Raw genomic sequence first — 18,580 nt, forward strand, 5'->3', positions numbered from 1 at the left:
GGTGAGTTCTGGGGGCGTGCGGGATCAGGCGGTGCCGGCCAGGGGCGCCGGCCCGGTCGACTCGCGCACGGTCAGGTGGGTGGGCAGGGCGACGGCGCCGGACATGTGCTCCCCCGGCAGCTCGTCGGCGGGCAGGGCACCGAGGCGGCCGAGCAGCATCCGGATCGCGACCCGGCCGGCCCGTTCGATCGGCGAGGTCATCGTGGTGAGCGGCGGGTTGCAGAAGTCGGCGCCGAAGATGTCGTCGCAGCCGACGATGCTCATGTCCCGGGGGACGCGGACCCCGCGCTCCCGTAGTCGGGCGAGCATCCCGATGGCGATCAGGTCGTTGAAGGCGATGCACGCGGTCGCCCCGGCGTGCACGGCGGCGTCGGCAGCGGCGGCACCGGAGTCCACGAAGGGCGCGTGCGGGCCGATCCGGGCGACGCGGACGCCCAGGCGCTTGGCGACCTGCACGAGTGCTCGCCACCGTCGCTCGTTCGACCACGAGCTGTCTGGCCCGGCGACGTACAGGATCTCCCGGTGTCCCAGCGACACCAGGTGCTGGACCGCCTGCTCGACGCCGCCGGGGGTGTCGATGAGCACCGAGGGCACGCCTGCGGGCCTGCGGTTCACGACGACCAGGGGGATCCGCTCGGCGAACCGGGCGATCTGCGCGTCGGACAGTCGTGACGCGGTGAGCACGACCCCGTCGGCCTTCGCCCCGACGGCGGTGAGCGCGGCCATCTCGGCGTCTGCGGACTCCTCGGTGTCGACGAGCAACTGGGTCCAGCCGGCCCCGGCGAGCTGGTGCTGCGTGCCGCGGATGACGTCGAAGTAGAACGGGTTCGTGATGTCGGACACGAGCACGGCGACGGCGCGGGTGCGGCCCGAGGTCAGTGCCCGGGCCTGCGAGTTGGCGACGTACCCGAGTTCGCGGGCCGCCTGCTGGATGCGCTCCTGGGTGACGGCGTTGACCCGGTCAGGCAGGGACAGGGCGCGGGAGACGGTGGAGGCGGCGACCCCGGTCGCGTCGGCGATGTCGCGGATGGTGACGCGACGCGCGGCACCAGCGGCGGCACCGGCACCGGCACCGGCACCGGCACCGGCACCGGCACCGGCACCGGCGGCGCGAGCACCGGCAGCGCGAGCACCAGCGGCGCGAGTACCGGCAACGCGAGCACCAGCGTCGCCCGCGCCAGCGGCGCTACCAGCAGCGCCCGCGGCACCGCCCGTGCGCCCGCCGCCGTCCGTCGAGAGGTCCTTCACGAGGCCGAACGTATTCGCGTCTGGCAACAAGTGGCAACCGGTTGCCGCATGTTGCCAACGGCGGAACAGTGGTGCCACCGAGCAGCGCCGCTCGGAGGAGGTCTCGAGGAGGAAACCCCCGTGAAGACGCGAAGACTGCAAGTCCGCACCCTCGTCGGTGCCGTCGCCGTGGTCGCCCTCGCCGCACTGTCCCTGCAGGGATGCGCCGTGGTGAACGGCAGCGGCGACGACCCGAACACCCTCCGCGTGATGATGGGCGCGGACACCACCTACCCCAAGGAACGCAAGCAGTGGCAGCGGGACACCGCCGCCGAGTTCAAGCGCACCACCGGTGCGGACATCCAGTGGGAGACCTACTCGTCCGCGCAGGAGGAACTGACCGCGATCCAGACGAGCGTCATCTCCGGCCAGGGCCCCGACGTCTACGCGATCGGCACCACGTTCACCCCGACCGCCTACGCCACCGGCGCCTTCGTCGAGATGGGCACGAAGGAGTGGGACGCGATCGGCGGCAAGGACCAGTTCGACCCCGCGTCGTTCGGCATCTCCGGTCCGAGTGCGTCGAAGCAGATCGGGATCCCGTTCGCCAGCCGGCCGTTCGTGATGGCCGTGAACAAGGACCTGCTCGCGAAGGCCGGGATCACCGACATTCCCACCACCTGGGACGAGCTGACCGCCGACGCGAAGGCCACCACGGGTGACGGACGGTACGGCATGGCGATCGCATACGCCGACGGCTTCGACCCGTGGAAGTTCGTGTGGGGGATGGCCCAGAACGCCGGCAACACGATCGTCGACGGCTCGAAGGCCGAGATCGACAGCAAGGCCGTCGAGAACGCCTACCGCACCTACTTCGACTGGGTCACGAAGGACGGTGTCGTCGACCCGGCCGCGATCGGCTGGAACAACGCCCAGGCCCTGGCACAGTTCACCGAGGGCAAGGCCGCGTTCTTCCCGATGACCACCACCACCGCGATCAACTCGTTCAAGGGCACCAAGGTCGACGGCGACTACGAGTTCGCCCTGCTGCCCACCGTCCCCCCGGGTGCGACCGAGCGGCCGTCCGACGGCATCGAGGCCGCCAGCATCCTGTCCGGCGACAACTGGGTCGTCGCCGACTACGGCACCAAGCAGAAGCTGTCGTTCGCGTTCGTCAAGCAGCTCAGCGCCCCGAAGGCGCAGCTCGAGTACTACGACCTGTTCGGCAACCTGCCGACCAACGCATCGGCCGCCGCCGACCTGGCCGCCGACAACCCGCAGCTCAAGCCGATCATCGACGCCGGCCGCCTGTCCAAGCCGACCGCGTTCACCGGCGCCTGGTCCGACATCCAGCTCGCCCTGGTCGACGTGGTCGTGCAGTCGATCCCGTCGCTGAAGTCCGGCGAGGTCACCGACGACCAGCTCCGCAAGCGCCTGCAGGACGCCCAGAAGGACGCCCAGGCCACCCTCGACCGTCAGAAGAACGGAGGTCTGTGATGACCAGCACGCAGACCAGGCCCCGCACCGATTCGGCGCCGCCCCGCCCGGTCCGTCCGGCCGGCAAGACGCCCCTGTACAAACGCGAGCGCCCGCTGTGGATGCTCCTGCCCGGCGGGCTCCTCATGCTCGCCGTCATCGTGGTGCCGCTGGTGGTGGGCTTCTGGATCGCGATGCTCGACCTCGACCAGTACACGCTCCGCCAGTGGTTCAGCGCCCCGTTCGTCGGGTTCGCCAACTTCACCGAGGCGTTCACGAACTCGCCGCTGCTGCACTCGATCTGGATCTCGGTGTCGCTGTCGGTGCTCGTCACCGCGGTGACCGTGCCGATCGGCGTCGCCGCCGCGATCTCGACGCAGAACCGGTTCCCCGGTCGCGGGCTCGTCCGCTCGATCTACCTGATCCCGTACGTGCTCCCGGCGTTCGTCGTCGGCACGTTCTTCCGCACGATGCTCCAGCCGCAGGGGGTCGTGAACTCGATCCTGCACACCGACGTGCTGTGGCTGAACGGCTCGGCGTCGTACTGGGCGCTCGCCGGCGTGATGATCTGGACGAGCTGGCCCTTCGTCTACCTGCTGTCCCTGGCCGGGCTGCAGGCCGTGGACAACGAGGTGCACGAGGCCGCCGCACTCGACGGGGTGACCTGGTGGGCGAAGCTGCGGTACATCATCTTCCCGTACCTGCGCGGCCCGCTGAGCCTCGCGGTGATCATCTCGATCCTGCACAACATCAACAACTTCACGCTGCCGTTCGTGCTGTTCGGCATCCCGCTGCCGTCCAGCGTCGAGGTGATGCCCGTCCTGACGTACATCGCGAGCTTCCAGTCGTTCCGCTTCGGCCTGTCCGCGGCGATGGCGATCTGCTCACTCGTGATCGTCGCGATCCCGCTGTTCGTCTACCTGCGGGCGGTCAAGCTCGACACCGGCGACGACGCCGGCCCCAACCGGAAGCAGCGTCGCGCCGACCGCGCCACGCTCGCCGCCGCCCCGACCGCCGCCGACATCGACGGAGCACGCGCATGACCACCCCGAGCACGTCCTTCAGCACCCGCACCCGCCCCACCGCGACGCTCACCGAGAGCATCACGACCGGCAGCGGCGGACGACGGACCAAACGTCCCTACGACACCGACGTCACCCGCCTGCTGCCGCGCTGGCTGCTCGTCACCGTCATCGCGGTGATCATCGCGTTCATCGCCGTCCCGGTGCTCTACATCCTGTTCGGCTCGGTCAACTCCGACGTCGCGGTCGCCCGCGGCGAGTACTTCCCGTCCGAGTTCACCCTGTCGAACTACGTCGAGATCTGGTCCACCGTCGCCCTCGGCGAGGGACTGGTGAACTCGATGCTCACCGCCGGAGCCGTCGCCGTCGCGAGTGCCGCGCTCGCCGTGTCCACGGCCTACGTGCTGGTGCGGTTCCGGTTCCTCGGCCGCCTGACGATCCTCCGCGGGCTCCTCGCCCTGCAGTCGATCCCCGGCACGCTCCTGCTGCTGCCGGTCTTCGTGGTGTTCTCGAACATCGCCAGTGCCACCGGCGTGCAGATCATCGGCACCCGGTGGGGCCTGTTCGTCACCTACCTGACGTTCGCCCTGCCGTTCTCGACGTGGGTCATGGTCACGTACCTGCGCGGCCTGCCGAAGGAACTCGAGGAAGCGGCGCGCATCGACGGCGCCAGCTCGACGAAGATCCTGACCAAGATCGTGCTCCCGCTGTCGTGGCCGGGCATCGTCGTGTCCGCGATCTTCGCGTTCCTGCTCGGGTGGAACGACGTCCTGTTCTCCACGATCATGACGACCCCGAACACCCGGACGGTCGCCGTGGTGCTGCAGGTGCTCGGCACCACGCAAGAGGGCGGTGCCGTCCCGATCTACGGCCAGATGATGGCCGCCTCGATCGTGTGCGCCGTCCCCGTCGTCGCCCTGTACCTGATCTTCCAGCGCTACCTGGTCGGCGGTCTGACCGCCGGCTCCGTCAAGTAGGCCGCAACCCAGAACCGGACTGGAGGCCCGTGGCGGCCCCGCCACGCGCCTCCCGTCCGAACGAAAGGACACCATGACCGACCAGCCCAGTTGGGAACTCTCCGGTTTCGGCGACGAGATCGACGCCGACCCGGTCGTCCAGGTCGCGGTCCTGCAGGCGCTCGGCGCGAGCGCCATCGAGGTCCGCAGCGCCTGGGGCGTCAACGTCGTCGACCTCGACGACGACCAGCTCGCCGGACTCCACCGGCTGCTCGACGAGCGTGGGCAGACCGTGTCCGCGATCGCCTCGCCGATCGGCAAGGTGCCCGTCGACGAACCCGTCGAGCACGAGGTCGCACGCCTCGCCCGCGCGATCCGTGCCGCGCACGCCCTCGGCACCACGAACATCCGGATCTTCTCGTTCTACTTCGAAGGTCGGCAGCCGGACGACGTCCGTGACGGCGTCCTCGTCCGGATGCGGGCGCTCGCCGACGTCGCCGAGCGCGAAGGGGTGACCCTGCTGCACGAGAACGAGAAGGACATCTACGGCGACGTCCCCGCGCGCGTGCTCGACATCGTCGAGAGCGTCGGTTCGTCCGCGCTCCGACTGGCCTGGGACAACGCGAACTACGTGCAGTGCGGCGTCCGGCCCTTCACCGACGGCTGGGAGCAGCTCGCCCCGTACGTCGACTACCTGCAGGTCAAGGACGCCCTCGCCGCCGACTCGTCGGTGGTGCCGGCGGGCGAGGGCGACGGCGAACTGCTCCAGACCCTCACCGCGCTCCGCGACGCCGGCTACTCCGGGTACGCCTCGCTCGAGCCGCACCTCAGCGACTTCACCTCCCTCGGCGGGTTCTCCGGCCCCGCGGCCTTCGGTCGTGCCGGCCGGGCCTTCCGCACCCTCACCGACCAGATCGGAGTCACCCTGCGATGACCACCCCACTGAAGTTGGCAGTCGTCGGCGCCGGCGTCATCGGCCGCCACCACGCCACCGTCGCCGTGCACCACCCCGACCTGCAGGTCGTCGCCCTCGTCGACGCCGTACCCGAAGCCGCCACGAGCGCGGCCGACGCGATCGAGGCGATGGGCGTCGCCCGTCCGATCACGACGTCCACCATCGAAGAGGCGATCGACCAGACCGACATCGACGTCGTCGCGATCTGCTCGCCCTCGGGCATGCACGTGCAGCTGGCCGAGGCCGCCCTGGCCGCCGGCAAGCACGTCGTCATCGAGAAGCCGCTCGACACCACGATGCCCCGGGCGCGGCAGATCGCCGCGCTCGCCGGAGCCGCTCGCGACCGCGGGCTCGTCACGAGCGTCATCAGCCAGCACCGTTTCGACCCGGCCTCGGCGGCCGTCGCCCGGGCGGCGCACGACGGCGGGTTCGGCACCGTGACCTCGGGCCTGGCGAGCGTGGCCTGGTACCGGTCGCAGGGGTACTACGACTCCGGTGACTGGCGCGGCACCTGGGCGCTCGACGGCGGCGGCGCGGTGATGAACCAGGGCGTGCACACCGTCGACCTGCTCGTCTGGGCGCTCGGCCGTCCGGTCGAGATCTCGGCCCACACCGGGCTCCTCGCCCACGACCGCATCGAGGTCGAGGACACCGCGGTCGCCACCGTCCGGTTCGCCGGCGGGGCGCTCGGCGTCGTCCACTGCACGACCGCCGCGTACCCGGGTCTCTCCGCCCGGTACGCCGTGTACGGCACGCACGGGTCCGCGATCGTCGACGACGACCGGCTCGCCTACTTCCACATCGCCCCGGACACCGCGACGCTCGAGTCCGCCGCGACCACGTCGAACGCCAGCGCGGTCGCCGGAGCCGTCGACCAGAAGGACGACGTCGTCCCGCCCGAGCACGTCGTCGGCGGCCCGGCCGAACCCGACCACTTCGCCGCCGGGCACGCTCGGCAGTACACCGACATCGTCGACGCGATCCGGCAGGGCCGCGAACCGGGCGTCACCGTCGACGCAGCCCTGGTCTCGCTCGCCACCGTCCGCGGGCTCTACGTCAGTGCGACGCTCGGACACCCCGTGCGCATCGACGACGTGATCGAGGGGACGTACGACGACGTGGTGCCGGTCGTCGGCGGGGCTGATCGAGGGCAAGGCAGCGCCAGCCCAGCCGACGTGGTGCCGGTCGTCGGCACCCCCGCAACCGCCGCCGCGACCGAAGGAGCCACCCGATGAAGTTCTCCGTGTTCACCGCCTCGACCCCCGACTGGACCCCCGCCGAAGCCGCCGAGACCCTGGCGGCGCAGGGCTGGGACGGCATCGAGTGGCGCGTGGTCGACGACCGCCCGGCCGCCGGCGAAGCCATCCCCGCCGAGCGGTCGTTCTGGGCGGGCAACAACTCGACGTGGCAGTACACCGGCATCCGCGACCGGGTGGGCGACATCGCCCGGATCACCGACGGTGCCGGACTCGAGTACTCGGGCATCGGCGGCTACCAGCCGGCCGCGGACCACGACGGTGTCGAGACGATGCTCCGCGTGACGAGCGAACTCGGGGCCCGCCAGGTGCGGGTCACGATGCCGCACTACCGTGCCGAGAAGGAGCGCACGGGGGAGACGTACGGTCAGCTGTTCGACCGCACCCGCGCCGACCTCGAGTGGGTCGCGGCGCGTGCGTCGGAGCTCGGCGTGAAGGCACTCGTCGAGCTGCACCACATGACGATCACGCCGTCGGCATCCGCGGCACTGCGGCTGATCGACGGTCTCGACCCCGCGCACGTCGGCGTCATCCACGACCTCGGCAACCTCGTGATCGAGGGGTACGAGGACCACCTCGCCGCCTTCGAACTGCTCGGGCCGTACCTGGCCCACGCCCACGTGAAGAACGCCCGCTGGGTCGACACCGGCGACACCCGTGCCGACGGCAGCTCGATCTGGCAGCACGAGTGGGCACCCCTGCGCACCGGCCAGGCGTCGGTGTCCGAGTACCTCGACGCGCTCCGCCAGGTGGGCTACGACGGCTGGGTCACCATCGAGGACTTCTCCACCGACCTGCCGCTCGAGGCCCGCACCGCCGACAACCTCGCCTACCTCCGCTCGCTCGTCCCGGTGACCGCATGACCGATCGCCGACCGGGCATCGTCCACGTGGGGGTGGGCGCGTTCGCGCGCGCCCACCTCGCCTGGTACACCACCCACACCGACGGCGAACCGTGGGGGGTCACCGCCTTCACCGGGCGCTCGCCCGACGTCGCCGACGCCCTGACTGCCCAGGGCTGCCGGTACACGCTGGTCACCCGCGCCGCGTCCGGCGACAGCGCCGAGGTGGTCGACACGATCACGGCCGCCCACCCGGGCAGCGACGACACCGCCTGGAGGCACGTGGTCGCGTCCCCGGAGACGACCATCGTCACGCTGACGGTCACCGAGCAGGGCTACCGGCCCGGTTCCGACGTGCCGGCCCGGTTGGTCGCAGGGCTCGATGCCCGCCGCACCGCCGGCTCCGGGCGCATCGCGCTGGTCAGCCTCGACAACCTGACGCACAACGGGGCGGTCCTGCGCGACGCCGTGCTCGACGCCGTCACCGACGACGCCCTGCGCGACTGGATCGAGGCGAACGTCACGTTCCCGAGCTCGATGGTGGACCGGATCACCCCGGCCACCACCGACGACGACGTCGCGCACCTGCCGGAACTGCCGGGTGCGCTCGCCGGCGACCGGGTCCCCGTCGTCACCGAGCCGTTCGCGGAGTGGGTGCTCGAGGACGCCTTCGACGGGATCGACCGCCCGGCGTGGCAGACGGCGGGCGTCCGGATCGTCGACGACGTCACCCCGTACGAACAGCGGAAGCTCTGGCTGCTGAACGGCTCGCACTCGCTCCTGGCCTACCTGGGGCTGCAACTCGGCCACGACACCGTGGCCGAGGCGATGGACGACCCCGTCTGCCGCACCGCCGTCGAGCAGCTCTGGGACGAAGCCGCGCTCGAGCTGCCCCTGCCCGAGGCCGAGGTCACCGACGCCCGCGAGGCCCTGGTCGAGCGGTTCGCCAACCCGCGCATCCGGCACACCCTGCGGCAGATCGCGTCCGGCGGCTCGCAGAAGCTGCCCGTGCGCATCGTCGACGTCGTGCGGCACCGGCTCAGCCGCGACCCCTCGGCCGGCATCGGTGCCGGGGCGGCCACCGCCCTCGCCGCGTGGTGGCTGCACGTCACGGGGCGGCCCGACCTGGTGGACGACCCCGGCGCCCCCGGGCCAGACTCGGACGTGCACGACGTCCTGGCCGTCGTCGCCCCCGAACTCGACACCACCCCCGTGGTCGCTGCCGTGACGGCGGCGGCCGAGGGCATCCGCACCGCCGCGGCAGCAGCCCGCCAGAGCTCCAACGGAGGAGTCCACGCATGACCGACACGAACACCACGAACCCCGCGGCCCCGGTCCCCGGCGCCACCGACAGCGGGCCGGCCGAGACCACCGCCGGACGTCCGGACACCTGGGCCTCGGCGGACCGCGGGCAGCTGATCGAGCGGGCCGAGGTCATCGTGACCAGCCCGAACCGGAACTTCGTGACGCTCAAGCTCACGACCGCCGACGGCGTCACCGGACTCGGCGACGCCACCCTGAACGGCCGGGAACTCGCCGTCTCCGCGTACCTGTCCGAGCACGTCGTCCCGCTGCTCGTCGGCCGTGATGCCAGCCGCATCGAGGACGCCTGGCAGTTCCTGTACCGGTCGTCGTACTGGCGCCGCGGACCGGTCACGATGGCCGCGATCGCCGCCGTCGACATGGCCCTCTGGGACATCAAGGCGAAGGTCGCCGGGATGCCGCTCTTCCAGCTGCTCGGCGGGGCGTCGCGCACCGGGCTGATGGCGTACGGCCACGCCTCGGGCAAGGAACTGCCCGAGCTGTTCGACTCCATCCGAGAGCACCAGGAAGAGGGCTACCGCTCCATCCGTGTGCAGACCGGTGTCCCCGGCCTCGAGTCCATCTACGGCATCGCGTCGAACACGACCACCGAGGGCAACGCCGGCGTCCGCTACGACTTCGAACCCGCCCAGCGCGGTGCGTACCCGGCGATGGAGGACTGGGACACCCGTGCCTACCTGCGCCACGTGCCCACCGTGTTCGAGGCCGTCCGCAACGAGTTCGGCCCGGAGCTGCCCCTGCTGCACGACGGTCACCACCGGATGACCCCGCTGCAGGCCGCGAAGCTCGGCAAGTCGCTCGAGCCGTACGACCTGTTCTGGCTCGAGGACTGCACCCCCGCAGAGAACCAGGAGGCCCTGAAGCTCGTCCGGCAGCACACCACGACGCCGCTGGCGATCGGCGAGGTGTTCAACACCATCTGGGACTTCAAGGACATCATCCGCGACCAGCTCATCGACTACGTCCGCGGTGCCGTCACGCACATGGGCGGCGTCACCCCGCTCAAGAAGACGATGGAGTACGCCGCGCTCTACCAGGTCAAGTCCGGGTTCCACGGGCCGACCGACATCTCCCCGGTGGGCCTCGCCGCGCAGATGCACCTCGGGCTCGCGATCCACAACTTCGGCATCCAGGAGTACATGCAGCACGGGCCGCAGACCAACCAGGTGTTCCACCAGACGTTCACGTTCAGCGACGGTTACCTGCACCCGGGTGACGAGCCGGGTCTCGGGGTCAGCCTCGATGTCGACGAGGCCGGCAAGTACCCGTACGAGCAGGCGTACCTGCCGTTCAACCGCCTGGCCGACGGCACCGTCCACGACTGGTAGTCCCCGACGCCGCGGCGGGCAGGGTGCTGCGCGGGCACGGTGGTGAACGGGCACAGTGGTCGCATGGAGTTCGCCGACGTCGCCAGGGAGCTGCTGCTCGTCGCGCCGCCGGACTTCGTCGCCGAGCGCACCGCACGGCAGCGCGCGGTGCGCAAGGACGACCGTGCCCTCGCGACGGCGATCGGGAAGCTCCGGAAGCCCTCACCGGCCGCCTGGGTGATCGACCTGCTCGCCCACGACGGTGCCCTCGACGACGCCGTCGACCTCGGACCGGCGCTCCGCAGGGCCCAGGCCGACGCCGACCCCGACGCGATCCGGACCCTCCGCAAGCAGCGCGCCGAGGTCGTCGACGCCCTCGCACAGGCGGGAGCGGACCTGGCGTCCGACGCCGGACATCCCGTCACCCCGGCGGTGCTCGAGCAGGTCCGGTCCACGATCGGGGCGGCGATGGCGGATCCGCACGCCGGCGCGGCCGTCCGGTCGGGGCTGCTCGTGACGGCGCTCGAGAGCGTGGGGTTCGACGCGGTCGACCTCGACGGGGCGCTCGCGGATCCGGACGCGGTGCCCGATGCCTGGTCCGGCAGCGATGCCCCACCCATCCCCATCTCCCAGGCGAGGGGTGCGCGGAAGGCGAGCCGTGCCTCCAGGCCCGCGCAGCGCGACGCCGCGGAACCGGACGCCGAACCCGAACCGAAGCGCGACCCGGCCGCCGACCGGAAGGCCGCGCGCCAGGCCGAGACCGCAGCGCGCACGGAGTCCCGCGACGCCGACGCAGCACTCGACACCGCCGAGGCCGATCTCGAACAGGCGGAGGAGCGGCGCGCGGAGCTCCAGCGTGCCCTCGAGCAGGCCGAGGCCGAGATCACCCGGCTCGAAGCAGCCCGCGACCAGGCCGAGGCGGCGAGCGACCGGGCCCGCGACGTCCTCCACGCCGCGCAGGAGCACCGTCGGCAGGTCGGCCGTTGAGCGTCGTCGCAGCCGGAGCGGGCAGATCACGGGACGACACGCCCGGACGGCCCTGCTAGACTCAGTCCCTGACTTCGGCGAGGGCTGCGTACGCGCGGCCGTGATCGACGCGGTGGGATACCCGGCAAGACCCTGGGATCGTTCCTCACGCGTGCACGCGTTCGAGTTGCAACACCACAGACCCCCACGATGCCGGCACCCCGGCGTCGTCCCCGACACCAGGAGGCACCATGGCCGACTACACCAAGCTCGCAGCGGAAGTCCGCACCAAGTTCGGCAAGGGCGCTGCTCGCAAGCTCCGCGCGGCCGACAAGATCCCCGCCGTCGTCTACGGCCACGGGACCGAGCCGAAGCACATCTCGCTGCCCGGTCACGAGACCATGCTGCTCGTCCGTACCGCCAACGCGGTCGTCGACCTCGACATCGAGGGTGCTGCCCAGCTCGCCCTCGTCAAGGACGTCCAGCGTGACCCGGTGCGTCAGATCATCGAGCACATCGACCTCGTGGTCCTCCGCCGTGGCGAGAAGGTCACGGTCGACGTGCCCGTCGTCATCGAGGGCGAGTCCTTCTCCGGCACCATCCACGTGCAGGACCTCAACACGATCTCGCTGCTCGTGCTCGCCACCGACATCCCGGAGCACGTCTCCGTGAACGTCGAGGGCCTCGAGGACGGCGTGCAGATCCACGCCTCGCAGCTCGAGCTCCCCGAGGGCGCCGAGCTCGAGACCGACCCCGAGGCGCTCGTCGTCGCGATCGTCACCCCGCGTGGCACCGCTGACGACGACGCTGCGGACGAAGCCTCGGCCGAGGCCGGCGCCGAGTCGGGTGCCGAGGGCGCCGCGGACTCCGAGTAACACCCCCTTCGAAGACATCTGGTCGACGCTGTGACGGACAACATCCTCGTGGTGGTCGGGCTCGGTAACCCCGGGCCCGACTACGCGGGCAACCGCCACAACGTCGGCCAGATGGTCCTCGACGAACTCGCGTCCCGCATGGGTGCGACGTTCAAGAAGCACAAGACGCCGAACCAGGTCGCCGAGGGGCGCCTGGTGCCCGGCGGCACACGACTCGTGCTGGCGAAGCCCGGGTCGTTCATGAACACCTCGGGCGGACCGGTCTCCTCGGTGCTCGGGTTCTACAGCGCCACCCCGGCCGACCTCGTCGTCGTGCACGATGAGCTCGACCTGCCGTTCGACACCGTCCGCCTGAAGGGCAGTGGCGGGCACGGCGGGCACAACGGGCTGCGCGACATCATCAAGGCCACCGGGACGAACGAGTTCATGCGCGTCCGGGTCGGCATCGGGCGTCCGCCCGGTCGGCAGGACCCGGCCGACTACGTGCTGCGTGACTTCTCCGCAGCCGAGAAGAAGACGCTCCCGATCCTGCTGGCCGACGCCGCCGACGCGGTCGAGGCGATCGCCGAGGTCGGCCTGCTCGCCGCACAGCAGCGCGTGCACGCTCCGTCCTGAGTGTTCCGCGCTGTTCGCCCGTCGCGCACGGCGCGGTCGGCGTCGGTGGTGGCCGGTACCATCTCCTGAGTGACGATCTCGGGCATCATCCCTGCGCTCTCGCGCGCCTCCGCCTTCGATCGCGTGCTGCGCGCCGCACCGCGCGACGCCGACTTCTCCGTCGTGGACGGCCTGCGCGTGCCGCTGCTCGGTGCGCTGCTCGCCGAGCGCAACGGTCCGCAGTGCGTCCTCGTCATCACGGCGACCGGGCGTGAAGCCGAAGCGGTCCGCGAAGCGTTCGGCAGCTACGTCCCCGACGCCGAGGTGCTCGAGTTCCCCGCGTGGGAGACCCTGCCGCACGAGCGTCTCAGCCCGAGCCCCCAGACCGTCGGCACACGCATCGCGACGCTCCGCAAGCTCGCTGCGTGGCAGGCGACGGACCCGACCGAGCGGCGCCAGACCGTCGTCGTCGCGAGCGTCCGAGCCGCGCTGCAGCCGATCGCGAGCAACCTGACGTCCCTGGCGCCGGTGGTGCTCCGGACCGACTCGCGGGGCAACGACCTGGCGGCGATCTCGGCGCAGCTGGTGGACCTCGCCTACTCGCGCGTCGACCTCGTCACCCGCCGTGGTGAGTTCGCGGTGCGCGGTGGCATCCTCGACGTCTTCCCGCCGGCGGCCGACCACCCGGCGCGTGTCGACTTCTTCGGCGACGAGATCGAGGCGATCAAGGCGTTCTCCGTCGCCGACCAGCGCACCACCGAGGACGACCTCGGTTCGGTCGAGCTGACCGCCTCGCGCGAACTCCTGCTCAGCGAGGAAGTCCGGCAGCGGGCCCGCGAGATGCTGCACGAGTTCCCGAACCTGTCCCAGATGCTCGCGAAGATCGCCGAGGGTATCCCGGTCGAGGGCATGGAGTCGCTCGCTCCGGCGCTCGTGCAGGACCTCGTTCCGATGACCTCCTACCTGCCGGACGACGCCACCATCGCGGTGTTCTCGCCCGAGCGGGTGAACGGCCGCGCGAACAGCCTGGCCGAGACGAACACCGAGTTCCTGCAGGCGGCCTGGAGCGCAGCGGTCGCCGGGGCACAGGCCCCGATCGACCTCGACGCGGGCAACTTCCTGACCGTGCAGCAGCTCAAGAACACCCGCGGGCAGCGCACCTGGTGGACGGTGTCGCCGTTCGACTCCGGCCTCGACGAAGGGGACACCGAGCGCGTCCTCACCGACGCCGAGGCCGCTGCCGAAGCCGGCGAGTACATCCGCGTCCGGGCGGAGGCGGTGCCGAGCTTCGCGGGCAGCGCCGACGGGGCGATCGCGCACGTCAAGTCGCTGACCGACGACGGGTGGGCGGTCGTGGTGACCGCGCAGGGGCAGGGCCTCGTCGAACGTGCGGTGCAGGTGCTGGCCGACGCCGGGGTCGCTGCCCGTGCCGCAGCGGTCGACGCGCCGCCCGAGCCGGGGTTCGCCGTCGTGACGACCGCGACCGTCGAGCACGGCTTCGCCATCCCCGACCCCCGCATCGCGGTCCTGAGCGAGGCCGAGTTCTACGGCCGCAGCGTCCAGCAGGGGGCCCGCACCGTCAAGAAGCTCGCGAGCCGGCGCAAGAACGTCGTCGACCCGCTGCAGCTCAAGCCGGGCGACGTCGTCGTGCACGCGACCCACGGCATCGGCAAGTTCGTCGAGCTCGTCAGCCGCGAAGTGAGCTCGGGTGGACGCAACGCGGTGAAGACGCAGCGCGAGTACCTCGTGCTCGAGTACGCGCCGTCGAAGCGCAACTACCCGGGCGACAAGCTCTTCGTGCCGACCGACCAGCTCGACCAGCTGTCCCGCTACGTCGGTGGTGAGTCCCCGACCCTGTCGAAGATGGGCGGCTCGGACTGGTCCGCCGCCAAGTCGAAGGCGCGCAAGGCCGTCCGCGACATCGCCGTCGACCTGGTCAAGCTGTACTCGTCGCGGATGGCGTCGAAGGGGCACGCGTTCGGTCCCGACACCCCGTGGCAGCGCGAGCTGGAAGAGGCGTTCCCGTTCGCCGAGACCGCCGACCAGCTCACCACGATCGACGAGATCAAGCGCGACATGGAACGGCCGATCCCGATGGACCGCCTGCTCTCCGGCGACGTCGGCTACGGCAAGACCGAGGTCGCGATCCGCGCCGCGTTCAAGGCCGTGCAGGACGGCAAGCAGGTCGTCATGCTCGTCCCGACGACCCTGCTCGTCCGCCAGCACATGGAGACCTTCCAGGAGCGCTTCGCCGGGTTCCCGGTGCACCTGCGCGCCCTGAGCCGGTTCCAGACCGAGAAGGAGTCGAAGGAGACCATCGCCGGGCTCGCCGACGGCACGGTCGACATCGTCATCGCGACCCACCGGATCCTGTCGCAGGGCATCACCTTCAAGGACGTCGGTCTCGTCATCATCGACGAGGAACAGCGGTTCGGCGTCGAGCACAAGGACCAGCTCAAGAAGTTCAAGACGAACGTCGACGTGCTGGCGATGTCGGCGACCCCGATCCCGCGCTCGCTCGAGATGGCGGTCACGGGCATCCGCGAGATGTCGACCCTCGCCACCCCACCAGAGGACCGCCACCCGATCCTGACCTTCGTCGGGCCGCAGTCCGACTTGCAGGTGGCGGCGGCGATCCGTCGCGAGCTGCTGCGCGAGGGCCAGGTGTTCTACGTGCACAACCGGGTGAAGGACATCCAGTCGGTCGCCGCACACCTGGCCGAGATCGTGCCGGACGCCCGCATCGCCGTGGCGCACGGGCAGATGTCGGAGACCACCCTCGAGCAGGTCATGGTCGACTTCTGGGAGCGTCGCTTCGACGTCCTCGTCTCGACGACGATCATCGAGACCGGTCTCGACATCGCGAACGCCAACACGCTCATCATCGACAAGGCGGACAAGTACGGGCTGTCGCAGCTGCACCAGCTGCGCGGTCGTGTCGGCCGTGGCCGCGAGCGCGGGTACGCGTACTTCCTCTACGACTCCGACAAACCGCTGTCCGAGACCGCACAGGACCGCCTCGAGACCATCGCGGCGAACAACGAGCTCGGTGCGGGCATGCAGGTCGCCATGAAGGACCTCGAGATCCGCGGGGCGGGCAACCTGCTCGGTGGTGAGCAGTCCGGCCACATCGCGGGTGTCGGGTTCGACCTGTACCTCCGGATGATCGGCGAGGCGGTGTCGCAGTTCCGTGGCGACGTCGCCGAGGGGCAGACCGAGCTCCGGCTCGAGATCCCCGTCGACGCGCACATCCCCGAGGACTACGTCGAGTCCGAGCGGCTCCGGCTCGAGGCGTACCAGAAGCTGTCGGCGGCCTCGGCCCCGACGGCGCAGCCGAACGCGATCGACATGGTGCTCGACGAGCTCACCGACCGCTACGGGCAGCCGCCGCAGGCCGTGCAGACCCTGGTCGAGGTCTCCCGCCTGCGTCGGATGGCGCAGCAGGTCGGCTTGTCCGACGTCGTCGTGATGGGTTCCAACCTGCGGGTTGCCGGCAAGGAACTCGCCGACTCGTCGCAGGTGCGCCTGAAGCGCATGTTCCCGGGGGCCCGCTGGTTCCCGCAGCAGAACGCGTCGAGCATCCCCGTGCCGCGCCCGCACGACCAGGCGCTGCCGGACGACGCTCTCATCCAGTGGGTGGAGAGCATCCTCACCGCCGTGTACGGGGCGACGACCCCGGCGGAGGCGCCGGCCGCGTAGACGCGGCCCGTCACGGACTGGTCCACGGCGCGCACGCCGCTCGCGACGATCCACGCGTCGAACGACGCGTGCCGTGTCGCGGAACGGGTGCGAAGCCGCTACTCGGTGTCCTCGGCCTCGGACAGTTCGCGGCGCGCGCGGTACGCCCGCGCACGCAGGGTGACGACGACCGCCGACGCGACGATGGCGATGCCCGATCCGACGAGCACGGCGAGGACGCCCTCGTCGAGGATCTCCTCGTTGCGGGCGAACGCCAGCTCGTTCATGAGCAGCGACACCGTGAACCCGATGCCGCCGAGCACGCCGACGGTGATGATCGAGAAGAACGACAGCGACGAGCGGCCGGGGGAGCGGAAGATCCGCGTGGCGATCGTGCCGAACAGGGTGATGCCGATCACCTTGCCGACCGGTAGCGCGAGGACGACCGCCCAGAACGTGGGCGAGAGCTCGCTGATGCCGACCGCGGGGATGATGACGGCGGCCGACGCGAACGCGAACACCGGCAGCACGATCGCGTTCGACCACGGCTCGACGTTCTCGTGCAGGGTGTGGCCCGGACGGCGGGGCAGCACGAGCCCGAGCGCGACGCCGGCGATGGTGGCGTGCACACCGGAGTGGTAGACGAGCCACCAGGTCAGGAGCCCGACGACGACCATCGCCACGATGATCAGCGTCTGTCCGGAGCGCCCCGGACGGAGCATCCGGCCGAGCAGCCAGAACGCCACGAGCGTGACGACGGCACCGGCGAGGGCCAGGAAGTCGGTGTCGTGGGCGAACACCACGGCGATGATGATGATCGCGATGAGGTCGTCGAGGACGGCCAGCGCGAGCAGGAACACCCGGATGCCGCTCGGCAGCCCGCGACCGAACATGGCGAGCACCCCGAGCGCGAACGCGATGTCCGTCGCCGTCGGGATCGGCCACCCGTGCGTGTACTGCGTGCCCGCGGTGACGAGCAGGAAGATGCCGGCCGGGACGAGCACACCGCCGACCGCGGCGATGGCGGGGATGATCGCGGTCTTGGGGTTCGACAGCTCACCGTCGACGAGTTCCTGCTTCAGCTCGATCGCGACGAGCAGGAAGAAGACCGCGAGCAGGCCGTCGCTGATCCAGTGCGCGATCGACAGGTCGAGGCCCAGCGCACCGAGCGGCAGGTGCGCGTCGAGGAGCCGTTCGAGGCCGGGGCCGATCGGGGAGTTCGCCACGACCAGGCCGAGCACGGCGGCGGTGAGGAGCGCGATGGCGCTGAAGCGGGGGGAGCGGACGAGGGACGACATGGATCTCCGTCTCGAGGGGTCGGGTGAGTGTCCGTCGACCAGACTTCCCGACACACCACTGCCAGTCTACGGGAGTGGGACCATGGCCGGATGACCGCCGTACCGGACCTCGTGACCGTCGTCGACCGCCTGCTCGCCGAGGACGGCGGGTGCGTCTGGAACCGGGCGCAGACCCACGCCTCACTCGCCCGGTACGCCGTCGAGGAGTCGTACGAACTCGTCGACGCCATCGACGACGGCGACCCGGCCGATGTCCGCGAGGAGCTCGGCGACCTGCTCTACCAGGTGGTCCTGCACGCGGGGATCGCCGCCCGGGCGGGGGACTTCACGCTCGAGGACGTCGCCGCCGGGGTGCGGGACAAGATGACCAGGCGGCACCCGCACGTGTTCGGTGACGAGACGGCGGACACCGTCGAGGACGTCGTGCGGGTCTGGCGTGCGGCCAAGGCGTCCGAGAAGGCGAGCCGGCGGAGTGCGTTCGACGGGGTGCCGCGGGCGATGCCGCCGCTGGAGCGTGCGGTGAAGCTGTTGGAACGGCTGCAGGAGCGTGGGGACGCCGATGCGGTCGTCGCCTCCGTCGTCGGGGCCGGTTCCGGCGTCGGCCTGGAGGCCCGTGGTGCGTCCGCCGCGCTGGCGGCGGACGACGGGGTGGGCACGGCCGACCCCGGGTGGGGGCGAGCGGTGCTCGGGGAGATCGCGGCTGCGGCGGGGCTCGGGGTGGACCCGGTCGCGAGTCTGCGCGCCGCGGTGACGGAGCTCGAGGAGGCCGGTCGCGCTCTGGAGTGATCCCGGGTGCGCGAGGTCGC

General features: G+C 71.0%; 15 protein-coding genes. 13 read left to right on the forward strand and 2 right to left on the reverse strand.

All coding sequences use genetic code 11. The annotated features are described in order from the left end of the window. Positions 1–24 precede the first annotated feature (24 nt). Complete coding sequence (locus ASF75_RS15395) at positions 25–1,248, reverse strand: LacI family DNA-binding transcriptional regulator (protein ID WP_200942703.1); 1,224 nt, start codon at positions 1,246–1,248, stop codon at positions 25–27. A gap of 120 nt (positions 1,249–1,368) precedes the next feature. Here ASF75_RS15395 and ASF75_RS15400 point away from each other — a divergent pair, with 120 nt between their 5' ends. The 12 genes from ASF75_RS15400 (at position 1,369) to mfd (ending at position 16,497) form a co-directional block, all read left to right on the forward strand. Next, positions 1,369–2,724 (forward strand): ABC transporter substrate-binding protein, encoded by a 1,356-nt coding sequence (locus ASF75_RS15400; RefSeq protein ID WP_193558914.1) that lies wholly within the window; start codon positions 1,369–1,371, stop codon positions 2,722–2,724. Then, the gene (locus tag ASF75_RS15405; RefSeq protein WP_056072810.1) at positions 2,724–3,746 is read left to right on the forward strand and encodes a carbohydrate ABC transporter permease; all 1,023 of its coding nucleotides are present in this window, start codon (positions 2,724–2,726) and stop codon (positions 3,744–3,746) included. Before ASF75_RS15400 ends, ASF75_RS15405 begins: the two co-directional genes overlap by 1 nt. Then, positions 3,743–4,702 carry a carbohydrate ABC transporter permease gene (locus ASF75_RS15410; RefSeq protein WP_175470752.1) on the forward strand — a complete coding sequence of 320 codons (960 nt, stop codon included), beginning with the start codon at positions 3,743–3,745 and terminating at the stop codon, positions 4,700–4,702. The genes ASF75_RS15405 and ASF75_RS15410 overlap by 4 nt, the downstream gene beginning before the upstream one ends. Before the next feature lie 73 nt (positions 4,703–4,775). Beyond that, positions 4,776–5,615, forward strand: coding sequence for a sugar phosphate isomerase/epimerase family protein (locus ASF75_RS15415; protein ID WP_056072813.1), 840 nt, complete (start codon positions 4,776–4,778; stop codon positions 5,613–5,615). Then, on the forward strand, positions 5,612–6,871 hold the full coding sequence (locus ASF75_RS15420) for a Gfo/Idh/MocA family oxidoreductase (protein ID WP_056072816.1): 1,260 nt from the start codon (positions 5,612–5,614) through the stop codon (positions 6,869–6,871). Before ASF75_RS15415 ends, ASF75_RS15420 begins: the two co-directional genes overlap by 4 nt. After that, positions 6,868–7,755, forward strand: coding sequence for a sugar phosphate isomerase/epimerase family protein (locus ASF75_RS15425; protein ID WP_056072819.1), 888 nt, complete (start codon positions 6,868–6,870; stop codon positions 7,753–7,755). The genes ASF75_RS15420 and ASF75_RS15425 overlap by 4 nt, the downstream gene beginning before the upstream one ends. Beyond that, positions 7,752–9,035, forward strand: coding sequence for a mannitol dehydrogenase family protein (locus tag ASF75_RS15430; protein ID WP_082509791.1), 1,284 nt, complete (start codon positions 7,752–7,754; stop codon positions 9,033–9,035). Before ASF75_RS15425 ends, ASF75_RS15430 begins: the two co-directional genes overlap by 4 nt. Then, on the forward strand, positions 9,032–10,384 hold the full coding sequence (gene manD, locus ASF75_RS15435; protein ID WP_235517712.1) for a D-mannonate dehydratase ManD: 1,353 nt from the start codon (positions 9,032–9,034) through the stop codon (positions 10,382–10,384). The genes ASF75_RS15430 and manD overlap by 4 nt, the downstream gene beginning before the upstream one ends. Positions 10,385–10,447: 63 nt before the next feature. Further along, positions 10,448–11,350 (forward strand): hypothetical protein, encoded by a 903-nt coding sequence (locus tag ASF75_RS15440; RefSeq protein WP_056072821.1) that lies wholly within the window; start codon positions 10,448–10,450, stop codon positions 11,348–11,350. Between the two features lie 230 nt (positions 11,351–11,580). After that, a complete protein-coding gene (locus ASF75_RS15445) occupies positions 11,581–12,204 on the forward strand; it encodes a 50S ribosomal protein L25/general stress protein Ctc (protein WP_042537722.1) in 624 nt (207 codons plus the stop codon). Positions 12,205–12,234: 30 nt separating this feature from the next. Further along, the gene (gene pth / locus ASF75_RS15450) at positions 12,235–12,819 is read left to right on the forward strand and encodes an aminoacyl-tRNA hydrolase (protein ID WP_017886754.1); all 585 of its coding nucleotides are present in this window, start codon (positions 12,235–12,237) and stop codon (positions 12,817–12,819) included. 69 nt (positions 12,820–12,888) lie between these two features. Beyond that, positions 12,889–16,497, forward strand: coding sequence for a transcription-repair coupling factor (mfd, locus tag ASF75_RS15455; protein ID WP_056072825.1), 3,609 nt, complete (start codon positions 12,889–12,891; stop codon positions 16,495–16,497). 98 nt (positions 16,498–16,595) lie between these two features. On the opposite strand, the gene nhaA is transcribed toward mfd, so the two are convergent. Further along, the gene (gene nhaA / locus ASF75_RS15460) at positions 16,596–17,774 is read right to left on the reverse strand and encodes a Na+/H+ antiporter NhaA (RefSeq protein WP_056072828.1); all 1,179 of its coding nucleotides are present in this window, start codon (positions 17,772–17,774) and stop codon (positions 16,596–16,598) included. Between the two features lie 90 nt (positions 17,775–17,864). Between nhaA and ASF75_RS15465 the strand changes: the two genes are divergently transcribed. Then, positions 17,865–18,560 carry a MazG family protein gene (locus tag ASF75_RS15465; protein ID WP_056072830.1) on the forward strand — a complete coding sequence of 232 codons (696 nt, stop codon included), beginning with the start codon at positions 17,865–17,867 and terminating at the stop codon, positions 18,558–18,560. Positions 18,561–18,580 lie beyond the last annotated feature (20 nt).

The sequence above is a fragment of the Curtobacterium sp. Leaf154 genome (assembly GCF_001424595.1).
GTDB classification, from domain to species: Bacteria; Actinomycetota; Actinomycetes; order Actinomycetales; family Microbacteriaceae; genus Curtobacterium; species Curtobacterium poinsettiae.